Origin of the sequence: Micromonospora sp. AB353 (genome assembly GCF_049538395.1) — a bacterium.
Classification (GTDB): domain Bacteria; phylum Actinomycetota; class Actinomycetes; order Mycobacteriales; family Micromonosporaceae; genus Micromonospora; species Micromonospora aurantiaca.
The window spans coordinates 1-11,559 of the sequence record NZ_JBMVFV010000124.1 but is presented as its reverse complement, the minus strand read 5'-3'; the positions used below and the strand labels follow the sequence as shown (position 1 = coordinate 11,559).

The 11,559-nt window shown below is 72.0% G+C and carries 7 protein-coding genes; 3 read left to right on the top strand and 4 right to left on the bottom strand.

Features of this window, described 5'->3' with window-relative positions; all coding sequences use genetic code 11:
• Position 1: 1 nt before the first annotated feature.
• Entirely contained in the window at positions 2-1,258 is a 1,257-nt protein-coding gene (locus ACPCK6_RS28195; protein ID WP_396880645.1) for an SGNH/GDSL hydrolase family protein, read from the bottom strand.
• Positions 1,259-1,607: 349 nt separating this feature from the next.
• Between ACPCK6_RS28195 and ACPCK6_RS28190 the strand changes: the two genes are divergently transcribed.
• Positions 1,608-3,665, top strand: a complete 2,058-nt coding sequence (locus ACPCK6_RS28190; protein ID WP_423482713.1) for a DNA gyrase/topoisomerase IV subunit B — start codon at positions 1,608-1,610, stop codon at positions 3,663-3,665.
• Positions 3,666-3,697: 32 nt separating this feature from the next.
• Positions 3,698-6,187 carry a DNA gyrase/topoisomerase IV subunit A gene (locus ACPCK6_RS28185; RefSeq protein ID WP_423482712.1) on the top strand — a complete coding sequence of 830 codons (2,490 nt, stop codon included), beginning with the start codon at positions 3,698-3,700 and terminating at the stop codon, positions 6,185-6,187.
• Positions 6,188-6,522: 335 nt separating this feature from the next.
• Here ACPCK6_RS28185 and ACPCK6_RS28180 read toward each other — a convergent pair whose 3' ends face one another.
• The 3 genes from ACPCK6_RS28180 to ACPCK6_RS28170 all read right to left on the bottom strand — a co-directional run bounded on the left by ACPCK6_RS28180 (position 6,523) and on the right by ACPCK6_RS28170 (position 9,956).
• The gene (locus ACPCK6_RS28180; protein WP_423482711.1) at positions 6,523-7,860 is read right to left on the bottom strand and encodes a uracil-xanthine permease family protein; all 1,338 of its coding nucleotides are present in this window, start codon (positions 7,858-7,860) and stop codon (positions 6,523-6,525) included.
• Between the two features lie 94 nt (positions 7,861-7,954).
• Positions 7,955-8,590, bottom strand: coding sequence for an alpha-ketoglutarate-dependent dioxygenase AlkB (locus ACPCK6_RS28175; protein ID WP_262012193.1), 636 nt, complete (start codon positions 8,588-8,590; stop codon positions 7,955-7,957).
• 40 nt (positions 8,591-8,630) lie between these two features.
• On the bottom strand, positions 8,631-9,956 hold the full coding sequence (locus tag ACPCK6_RS28170; RefSeq protein ID WP_423482710.1) for a polysaccharide pyruvyl transferase family protein: 1,326 nt from the start codon (positions 9,954-9,956) through the stop codon (positions 8,631-8,633).
• Between the two features lie 155 nt (positions 9,957-10,111).
• Here ACPCK6_RS28170 and ACPCK6_RS28165 point away from each other — a divergent pair, with 155 nt between their 5' ends.
• Positions 10,112-11,329 (top strand): acyltransferase family protein, encoded by a 1,218-nt coding sequence (locus ACPCK6_RS28165; RefSeq protein ID WP_423482709.1) that lies wholly within the window; start codon positions 10,112-10,114, stop codon positions 11,327-11,329.
• The last annotated feature ends 230 nt before the right edge of the window (positions 11,330-11,559 follow it).

Here is an 11,559-nt window from a genome sequence, read left to right as displayed (position 1 = left end):
GTCAGCTCACGCTCACCGTGCCGTCCGGGGCGCGGACGCAGGAGACGGTACGGGCGCCGGTCGCCGCCGCCCCGGCCAGGCACCGGCCGAGCACCTTGTGCCCGGCGGCGTTCGGGTGCCACGACTCCTGGCAGGTCTGGAAGTACGTGCCGCAGGCGTTGGCGATCCGCTGGATGTCGAGCTTGTCGTACCCGGAGAGGCTGGTGACGAACGTGCCGGTCGGGCCGTCCATCAGCCGGATCGGGGTGGCCAGGGCGTTGCCCGGGCTACCAGTCGACTCGCAGAGCCGCGCGCCGTCGAACGCGCGCTGCACGTTCAGGTAGACGAGGTCGTCCTGCGGGAACTCACCGGCGAGCGTGCCGCGCACCGAGCTGACGAGCGTGCCGAGGCCCTGCGAGAAGCGGTGGCCGGGCGCCAGGCTGGCCCGGTGGATCGGGCAGCCGGCCGCGTACCGCTCGGCGCCGAGCGCGCGGAACTTGTCCCGGGTGTCGTCGCGGCTGTCCTCGGTCCAGTAGGTCTGGTCCAGCTCGAACGGCAGCGGGTTCGTGTAGTCCTGGAACACCACCCTGTGCTGCCCGTCGGCGTCGATCTGGTCCAGCGTGGTGAGCAGCTGCCGCAGCGCCGTGGTGGTCTCCGCGGTGGCGGCGGCGAACTGCGCGGCCGTGCCCAGGTCGGCGTCCGTGCACGGCTTCTGCTCCACCGGCCCGCCCAGGTACGCCCAGAACTCCCACCAGCCGGTCCACGCGTCGGCGATGAACCGGTTGGCGCACTTCTCCGCCACGCTGCCGAAGGTGAACGAGCTGTTGTTCGAGCCGAGGCCGACGAGCACCAGGTCGATGTCGTGGGTCCGCGCCACCGACCGGAGCTGGTCGAGCTGGGCGGCCACCTGCCGTCCCTTGGCCCGGGTGGCCGAGGCGCCGGCGATGTCGTACGGCTGGCCGCCCGAGCAGGCCAGGTTGAACCGCGCGGAGATGCCGGGCAGGTCGGCCTGGAACAGCGAGGCGTTCGGCGAGCGGTGGCAGAAGTAGGCGTTGGCGTTGGCGGCGGACCAGCCGGGGAAGCCCTGGGCCACCCCGTTGACGTCCACCACCGGCGCGTACGCCCCGGCGCCCTCGCCGCTGATGAAGCTGTCTCCCAGCGCCACCGCGGCGGTGGGCAGTGCGGCGGCTGCGGGCCGGGCGGGCGCCGCGGCGGCGGGTAACGCCACCGCGGCGAGCGCCAGCGCCGCCGCGAGCACGGAACGACGGAACACGGACATGCCCGACCTCCCCAGACATCGAAATGTGAAAGATTCTTCAGAGGGGGCGATCAGATCACGCACGTGTGACGGACGTCAATGGCCCGACATCCGTGGCCGTTCACCGGGGAAGACAACCGGCGCCCGGGTCGTTGTGCCGGCTGGACACCCCACCCGTCCCGCCGGACCGCCGTACGCGACCGCCGGACGGACCCGGACGGCAGGCCGATCGCGCAACGCACCGCCCCGGTGCCGCCGACCTGTCAGGGCACCCGGCTAGGCTCGCTCCGGCGCGCCGCGCCCGGCGATCATCGTGGGGGGATCACACGGTGAACGGCACCACACCGCCGAGACCTGGGAGTACGACCAGTTGACCGCACAGCCTGAGACCCTCTACGGGGCCGACGACCTGACGCATCTGGAAGGCCTCGACGCCGTCCGCAAGCGCCCGGGCATGTACATCGGCTCGACCGACAGCCGTGGCGTGGGTCACCTCGTCAACGAGATCCTCGACAACTCGACAGACGAGGGTGTCGCCGGTCACGCCACCACTGTCGACGTGATCCTGCACGCCGACGGGTCGGTCCAGGTCGACGACGACGGCCGGGGCATCCCCACCGACGTGCACGCCAAGTCCGGCATCTCCGGCGTCGAACTGGTGCTGACCCGCCTGCACGCGGGCGGCAAGTTCGGCGGCTCCGGCTACAAGACCTCCGGCGGCCTGCACGGCGTCGGCGCGTCGGCGGTCAACGCGCTGTCCCGCCGCTTCGACGTCACCGTCCGGCGCGGCGGCAAGGTCCACGCCATGTCGTTCCGCCACGGCGTACCGGGCGTCTTCGACGGCGACGGGCCGGACGCGCCGTTCACCCCCGGCCCCGGCCTGCAGATCGTCGGCGCGATGAAGCGCGGCCAGCGCACCGGCACCTCGATCCGCTGGTGGCACGACCCCCGCTACTTCGAGACCGGCGCCGCGCTCGACACCGAGACGGTCCGGCTCAAGCTGCGCAACACCGCGTTCCTCGTGCCCGGCGTCGCCTACCGGCTGCGCGACGAGACCGGCGAGCAGAGCGTCGAGGAGAGCTTCCACTTCCCCAACGGCCTCACCGACATGGTGGAGTTCCTCGCCCCGGCCGGCGACCGGCCGGTCTCCGGCACGCTGCTGGTCACCGGCGAGGGCACCTACCGGGAGAACGCCGCCGACGCCAACGGCGTCATGCAGTCCAACGTGCAGCGCCGCGCCGAGGTCGAGGTGGCGTTCCGCTGGGGCACCGGCTACGAACGCACCGTCGAGTGCTTCACCAACACCATCCGCAACGCCCACGGCGGCACCCACCGCAAGGGCTTCGAGCGGGCGCTGGCCCGTACCCTCGCCGAGGCCGCCCGCAACGCGCGCGGCCTGCTCAAGCCCAAGGAGGACGCGCCCACCCTGGACGACGTCCTGGAGGGCATGACCGCCGTGGTGCACGTGCGCATCCCGGAGCCGCAGTTCACCTCGCAGACCAAGGACGAACTGTCCACCGCAGGCATCACCAAGGTGCTCCAGGGCCTGGTCGAGGCGCACCTCAAGAGCTGGCTGGACGACCGCCGGACCAAGGCCGAGGCCCGCACGGTGCTCCAGAAGATCGTCGACGCGGCCCGGGTCCGGCTGACCCAGAAGCAGCAGAAGGACGCCGCCCGCCGCAAGACCGCGCTGGAGGGCGCGGCCATGCCGGCCAAGCTCGTCGACTGCCGGGCCGCGGGCATCGAGAGAAGTGAACTGTTCATCGTGGAGGGGGACAGCGCCCTCGGGACGGGGCGCCTCGCGCGGTCCTCCGAATACCAGGCGCTGCTGCCGATCCGCGGCAAGATCCTCAACGTGCAGAAGGCCAGCCTCCAGCAGGTGCTGGACAACGCCGAGTGTGCCGCGATCGTGCAGGTGCTCGGCGCCGGCTCCGGGCGGACGTTCGACCTGTCCACCCTGCGGTACGGCCGGGTGCTCATCATGGCCGACGCGGACGTCGACGGCGCGCACATCCGTACCCTGCTGATCACGCTGTTCGCCCGCTACATGCGGCCGCTGATCGAGGCCGGGCGGCTCTACGCGGCGATGCCGCCCCTGCACAAGATCACGACCAAGGGGCGCAACCCGCAGACCGTCTACACCTACACGCAGGCGGAGATGGAAGCGACGGTCCGCAAGCTGGAGAAGGTCGGCAAGCAGATCGTCACGCCGATCCCGCGCTTCAAGGGCCTCGGTGAGATGGACGCCGACGAACTGTGGGAGACCACCATGAACCCGGCCACCCGGGCGGTCCGCCGGATCACGCTCGACGACGTCGAAGCCGCCGAGCGGATCCTCGAACTGCTCATGGGGGAGAAGGTCGAGCCCCGCCGCAACTGGCTGATCGACTCCGCCGACCGGGTCGACCGCGACGCCATCGACGCCTGACCAACGGGTTCGTCTCGGAAGGAAATCGCACCATGGCACGCCGCAAGGACGACCGCGCGAAGGCGGACCTAGCCGCCTTCGACCAGGCCGGCGCTCGCGTCTTCGACAACCCGCTGGTCACCGAGGTCTCGGACTCCTACCTGGAGTACGCGTTCTCGGTCATCCACTCCCGCGCCCTGCCCGACGCGCGCGACGGGCTCAAGCCGGTGCACCGGCGCATCCTCTGGTCGATGTACGAGCAGGGCCACCGGCCGGACCGCAGCCACGTCAAGAGCGCCCGCATCGTCGGCGACGCAATGGGCAAGTACCACCCGCACGGCGACACCGCGATCTACGACGCGATGGTGCGGCTGGCCCAGGACTTCTCGCTCAACGTCCCGCTCATCGACGGGCACGGCAACTTCGGCAGCCCGGACGACGGCCCGGCCGCGGCGCGATACACCGAGGCCCGGATGTCCCGGGAGGCGATGCTGCTCGTCGGCGAGCTGGGTGAGGACACCGTCGACGTCGAGCCGAACTACGACGGCTCGCTGACCCAGCCCACGGTGCTGCCGGCGGCTTTCCCGAACCTGCTCGTCAACGGCGCGTCCGGCATCGCTGTCGGCATGGCGACGAACATGATCCCGCACAACCTCGGCGAGGTGGTCCAGGCCGCCCGCTGGCTGATCAACCACCCGGACGCCACACTCGACAAGCTCATGGAGTTCGTGCCCGGCCCCGACCTGCCCACCGGTGGGCTGCTGCTCGGGCTGGACGAGGTGCGCCGCGCGTACGAGACCGGGCGCGGCGTGGTGCGTATGCGCGGGCGGGTGGAGATCGGCCCGCTGGAGGGCAGCCGCGGCCGGCAGGCCATCACCGTCACCGAGCTGCCGTACGGCGTCGGTGCCGAGAAGGTCATCGCGGCCATCACCAACGAGGTGAACAAGACCAAGCGGCTGACCGGCATCGCCGACGTCAAGGACCTCACCGACCGGGAGAACGGCACCCGCCTGGTGGTGGAGTGCAAGGTCGGCGTGAACCCGCAGGCGCTGCTGGCCGACCTCTACCGGCTCACCCCGCTGGAGCAGTCCTTCGGCGTGAACAACCTGGTGCTCGTCGACGGGCAGCCGCGCACGCTCGGGCTCAAGGAACTGCTCGACGTGTTCCTGGCCCACCGCTACGAGGTGGTGACCCGGCGCAGCGCGTACCGCAAGCGCAAGCGGGAGGAACGCCTGCACCTGGTCGACGGCCTGCTGATCGCCCTGCTCGACATCGACCGGGTGGTCAAGCTGATCCGTGCCAGCGAGGACGCCCAGGCCGCCAAGGACGGCCTGATGCAGAAGTTCAAGCTCTCCGAGATCCAGGCGAGCTACATCCTGGACACTCCGCTGCGCCGGCTGACCAAGTACGACCGGCTGGAACTGGAGGCCGAGCAGGAGAAGCTCCGCGGCGAGATCGCCGAGCTGTCGAAGATCCTGGACGACCCGAAGGTGCTGCGGAAGGTCGTCTCCGACGAGCTGGCTGCCGTGGTCAAGCAGTTCGGCGCGCCGCGGCGCACCACGCTCGTCGACGGCGACCTCAAGGAGGTGCTCGCCGCCTCGGTGCCCGCCGGTCCGCTGGAGGTCGCCGACGATCCGTGCCAGGTCATCCTCTCCGCGACCGGGCTGGTGGCGCGGACCGCGGCCGAGTCGGAGGAGGCCGCCGAGGCGCGCCGGCGCAGCGGCCGGGTCAAGCACGACGCGGTACGCGCGATCGTGCACTCCACCGCCCGCGGCCGCGTGCTGCTGGTGACCAGCGCCGGGCGCGCGTTCAAGATCGACGTGCTGCCGTTGCCGGTGCTGCCGGAGCAGTCCGGCACGGTGTCGCTGCGCGGCGGCATGTCGGCGGCGGAACTGGTGCCGCTGGAGCCCGGTGAGACGGTGGTCGGGCTCGCGCCGCTGGGCCCGTCCGCGCAGGGGTCGCCCGGTCTGGCGCTCGGTACCCGGGCGGGCGTGGTGAAGGTGTGCGCCCCGGACTGGCCGGTCCGCTCCGACGAGTTCGAGGTGATCTCGCTGCGCGAGGGCGACGAGGTGGTCGGCGCGACCTGGCTGACCGACGGTGCCGAGGCGCTGGCGTTCGTCTCCTCGGAGGCGTCGTTGCTGCGTTTCGCCGCATCGGTGGTACGCCCGCAGGGGCTCAAGGGCGGCGGCATGGCCGGCATCAACCTGCCGGGCGACGCCCGGGTGGTCTTCTTCGGCGCGATCCGTACCGACGACGCGAAGCACGGTGAGCCGATGGTGGTCACCTCGACCGGAGCCACGGTGAAGGTGACGCCGTTCAAGGCGTACCCGGCGAAGGGAAGGGCGACCGGCGGCGTGCGCGCGCAGCGGTTCCTCAAGGGTGAGCTGGAGCTGTCGGTGGCCTGGATCGGCCCGCGGCCGGTGGGCGCGACGGCCACCGGCGACCCCGTGGAACTGCCCCCTGCGGACCCGCGCCGAGACGGTTCCGGTTTCGCCGTGATGCTAGGCCCGACGGTCGTAGGCCACCACATCGACCGCGACTGACGAGGTAGGGGTGGGCGCCTGGCCCCGCCCCTACCGCTCAGTCCGCTCGTATCCCGCCCGCGCCCGCGCACCGTCGGCCCTGCCCATCCCGGCCCTGCCCGACCCGGTTGATCAAGGTGGTTGCGGCCCTTTCACGCCTCCCGTCGACCCAAACTCCTTGATCACCGTGGCGGGCGCCCCCGGCGGCTGCGAGTTCCCGGCGGGTGGGCACTCGCCCCACCCCTGCGCTGTCGATCATGAGGTTAGCGGCGGCAAAACGGACACCGATCGCCGTCAACTTCATGATCAACGGGGCGGGGAGTCGGCGAGGGCCGGTGGGTGGGAGAGGAGCCGGGTCAGAGTTCGGGTTCGGGGGACTGGCGGGACTCGGGCGTCGTGCCGCGCAGGCGGGCGATCAGGCGCATGCCGTGGTAGATGACCAGGGCGGCGGCAGTGCCCAGCGCGATGCCGTTGAACGACAGGTCACCGGCCGTCAGCGTGTAGTTGGCCGCGCCGATGATCACCGCCACCGCTGCGGTGAACAGGTTGATCGGGTCGTGGAAGTCGACCCGGCTCTCGATCCAGATCCGGGCGCCCAGGATGGCGATCAGGCCGTACAGCGCGGTGGTGGCGCCACCCAGCACCCCGGCCGGGACGGTCAGGATCAGCGCGCCGAACTTCGGGCACAGCCCGAGCAGGATCGCCGTGCCGCCGGCCACCCAGTACGCGGCGGTGGAGTAGACGCGGGTCGCCGCCATCACGCCGATGTTCTCCGCGTACGTGGTGGTGCCGGAACCGCCGCCGGACCCGGCCAGCACGGTGGCGACACCGTCGCCGAGCAGCGCCCGGCCCATGTCGCGGTCCAGGTTGCGGCCGGTCATCGCGGCTACCGCCTTGACGTGCCCGGCGTTCTCCGCGATCAGCACCAGGATCACCGGGATGACCAGCACGACGGCGCGGGCGTCGAAGCTCGGCGTGTGGAACTCGGGGAAACCGATCCAGGCGGCCTGGCGCAGGCCGCTGACCGCCTGCTGGTCGAGGTTGCCGGTCAGTGCGGCGAGCACCCAGCCGACCACCACGCCGATGAGGATCGACAGCCGCGCCACGAAGCCCCGGAACAGCACAGTGGTGAGCAGGATCGCGACGAGCGTGACCACGGCGATCAGCGGCTGCGCCTTCACGCCGGTGCCGGAGCCGTCGCCGTCCCAGGCGACCGGCGCGAGGTTGAGGCCGATCAGCATGACGATCGCGCCGGTGACCACCGGCGGCATCAGCGCGTCGATCCAGCGGGAACCGGCCACCTGCACCACCACGCCGACGACCGCCAGCGCGACGCCAGCGACCACGATGCCGCCGAGGGCCGCGCCGATGCCGCCGTCGGTCTTCGCCGCCAGGACCGGCGCGATGAACGCGAACGACGAGCCGAGGTACGAGGGCAGCCGGTTGCCGGTGATCAGCAGGAACAGCAGCGTGCCGAGCCCGGAGAACAGCAGCGTGGTGGCGGGCGGGAAGCCGGTGATCAGCGGGACGGTGAAGGTGGCGCCGAACATGGCTACCACGTGCTGCACGCCCACGCCGATGGTGCGCGGCCAGGAGAGCCGTTCGTCGGGCGCGACCACGTCGCCGGGGCGTACCTGGCGGCCGTCGCCGTGCAGGGTCCACGGGGACCAGCGGGAGGTGGGGGACTGGGTCATCGGTCGCCCTTCGCGTCATCGGGTGACGGGGGCGTGATCGACCCTGGGAGTTGTTTCTAGCACGTGCCCTGGCGGGACGTGGTCCCGCCCCGGCTCAGGCGACGCCGGTGGGACGGAACTGGACGCTGACGCGGGGGCCGACCGGCCGGGTGGTCTTCGGCACCGCGTGTTCCCAGGTGCGCTGGCAGGAGCCGCCCATGACCACGAGGTCGCCGTGGCCGAGCGGGAACCGCAGGCTGCCGCCGCCTCCGCCGCGCGGGCGCAGCAGCAGCGCGCGCGGGGAGCCGAACGAGACGATCGCCACCATGGTGTCGGTGTGCGCGGAGCGGCCGAGGGTGTCGCCGTGCCAGGCCACGCTGTCGCGGCCGTCCCGGTAGAGGCACATGCCGGCGGTGACGAACGGCTCGCCCAGTTCGGGCGCGTAGTGCCGGGTGAGCGCGTCCCGGGCCGCGGTGAGCACCGGGTGCGGCAGCGGACGGCCGGCGGCGTACCAGCAGAGCAGCCGGGGCACGTCGACCTCGGCGTCGTACATGGTGCGGCGTTCGGCCCGCCAGGGCACGTCGTGGCGCAGCGTGTCGAGCACCTCGTCGGAGCCGCGCACCCAGCCGGGCAGGTGGTCGACCCAGGCGCCCCGGCTCAGCTCGTGCCGGCGCAGCGCCCCGGCGAGCGGGCCCAGGGTCGGGCCCTGCTCGGCCAGGTCGAGCATCGAGGGCTGGTACGCGTCGGACACGCCGCCGATCGTACCGTGCTCTCGAACAGGCGTACGACGGTCAGCGCCGCAGCATCCGGCGGACCGTGCCCGGGACGGCCTGCTTGATCCGCTCCCGGAGCTGCTGCGAGCGCAGCGCGTCGATGGTGGCGGTGAGCGTGGCGTTCTCGTCACGCAGCCGCTCGATGCGGGTCAGCAGTTCGGCCGGCGGGGTGGCGGCGGCGGGCCGGACGGCCGGCGGGAACACCGTCTCGCCGACCTGCCTGTCGAAGCGCGCGGCGCTGTCGCCGTCGGCGAACGAGGTGCCGAGGTCGTGCTTGCGCAGGAACGCGGTGATGGTCTCGAAGCGGGCCTTGTGGCCGTCGTTGAGCGACGTGTAGTCGGCCTCCGCGTAGAGGTCGGCGGCGTCGACGTCGGCCGGCACGTCCCGCATGATCCGGTGCGGGATGCCGAAGTAGCGGGCCAGTTCCAGGGTGCGCGAGTCGTGCGCGAACAGGTAGCCGGGCGTGCCGGCGACGAGCGCGGTGATGGTGCCGTGGATGCGGGTGCCGAACGCGAAGTCGTACCCGGAGAGGTGGTCCATCCAGGTCCACGGGTCGACGAACATGCGCACCTTGTCCTCGGCGAACAGCGGGTGCGAGGTGTGCAGCGGGATGTCGCTGCTCTGGCCCCGGTGTTCGGGCGCGTCGCCGTAGAGCAGCGTGCCGAGCGTCCGAAGGTCCTGCGGCACGTAGCAGAGGTTCGGGTAGCGCTCCTGGTGGTGGCGGACCACCGCGGCCATCGAGCGGACGTACGGGGAGATGGTGAGCGCGACCTTCGAGTCGGCGGTCAGCTCCGGGCGGTTCTTCTCCAGGTGGAACGTGTCGCCGTGCAGGAACATCGACGGGCAGCCGATCTGCTCCACGTCGGAGAAGCCCAGCGCGTTGAGGTAGCTCTCGGTCACCTCGCCGCGTACGCCGATGCTGTGCGACCGGTCCAGCACGGCCTTGCAGAACGCGCGGACCGGCTCGTCGATCGGCCGCAGGTACTCGCGGTCGCCGTCGACGTTCGTCTGCACGCCGACGCCGAGCACCACCACCGGGATCTTCAGCCGCTCGATCAGCCGGGTCAGCGGCGTCAGGCGGTGCACGAAGCTGCGCCGGAACGCGTTGGCGAGGGGTACGACGAACACGTCGTGCCGCTCGTTGATCTCGTCGGCGAGGCGCGGGTCGGCCGGGGCGCGGGTCGGTGTGATCTCGGCCGCGGAGGTGGCGAGCAGCTTGTGCGCGGCGTGGCTGAAGACCAGGTTGCCGCTGTTGTCCCCGATCCAGTTGCCGGCGAACGTCTCCTCGGGCGTGAGGACGTCGAACGGGCCCTTGCGGGCGCGGAGCAGGATCCGCTGGTGCATCCGGTTCGCTCACCTTCCGTACGGCACGGCGTGCGGGCGGGAGCCGGGTGGGTGCCCGCGCGTGCAGAACGGAAATCCTATCCGCCGCCCGAGCGGAGCCGAGCGGACGTCGGCTCGCCGGGAACGTCCCGGTTGCCCGGGGTAGGGTGCCCGGAATGACCAGCGCGCCGACCGTCACCCGTGCCCCGCGACTGCCGTCGCTGACCGGATTGCGGTGGGTGGCCGCGCTGCTGGTCTTCGGCTTCCACGCCGGGACCATGGGGATCGTCGCCGAGCCGCACCTGAAGCCCCTGGTCGACAAGGCGTTCAGCCTGGGCCTGTCCGGCGTCGAGTTCTTCTTCATCCTCAGCGGGTTCGTGCTGGTCTGGTCGTACCGGGACGGGGAGCGCGCGTGGACGTTCCTGCGCCGCCGGTTCGCCAAGATCTACCCGAACCACGTGGTGACGTTCGTCGCGGCGCTGGCGGTAGCGGCCTGGTTCGCCGACCCGGTCGTGCCGTGGGCCGCGATCGCCAACTTCTTCCTGGTCCAGGCGTGGATCCCGGTGGGCGGCTACTTCTACAGCGTCAACAACGTGAGCTGGTCGCTCTCCTGCGAGCTGGCCTTCTACCTGTGCCTGCCGCTCGTGGTGCCGTGGCTGCGCCGGGCCCGTACCGGCGTGCTGCGGACCGTGCTGGTCGCGGCGCCGCTGCTCATCCTGGCGCTGTGGCCCGGCCAGCAGCTCGTCCCGGAGGAGCAGCGGTGGTGGTTCACCCAGATCTTCCCGGTGACCCGTTCGCTGGAGTTCTGGATGGGCGTGGCCGCCGCCGAGCTGATGCGCCGGCACCGCTGGCGCGGCCCGAACCTCGCCGCCGCCACCGGCATCTTCGTCACCACCTGGGTGGTCGCCGCGCTGTGGATCCCGGCCGAGTTCTGGGCGGCGCTGCTCGCTGTCGCGTACCTCCTGGTGATCGCCGCCGCGGCGGACGCCGACGTGCGCGGCCGGCCCACCCCCTGGCGGTCCCGGGCGATGGTCTGGCTCGGCGAGGTGTCGTTCGCCTTCTACCTGGTGCACGTGCTGGTCATGGTCACCGTGCTGCGGCTGACCGGGCACTGGGGGACCGGCCTGCCCGGCTGGCGCGGCCCGCTCGCGGTGCTGGGCTTCCTGGTGGTCACGCTCGCGCTGGCCGCCGCGCTGCACCGCTGGGTGGAGACACCGATGATGCGCCTGCTCGGCCCGTCCCGCCGGGCCCGTGCGGCGTCGCGCGCACCGGCCGTGCCGGCTCCGCGCACGCCCGCCGAGGCCGCCACCGTCCCGGCCGCCGACGGGGGCGCGGCCTCCGTCACCGGTCCGGTCGAGGACATCGAGTACGCCGGGCGGCGTCGCCCGGACTGACACGCGCACACGTCCGCCGGTCGATCCGCGACACGCCGTGCGGCGGTGTGCTCGTGGGGGTTCGGCGGTAGTTTGTACCCGTGCTTCCGATCGCGCTCACCTGCCCCGTGTGGTGGGTGGCGCGCTGGACCGCCCGGATGCTCGCCAGCCTCGCCGTGGTCGTCGCCTGTTCGTTCGGCGCCGCCACGCTGCCGTCCGCCGCTGCCGCCCCGGCCCCGGCGGCCGCCGTC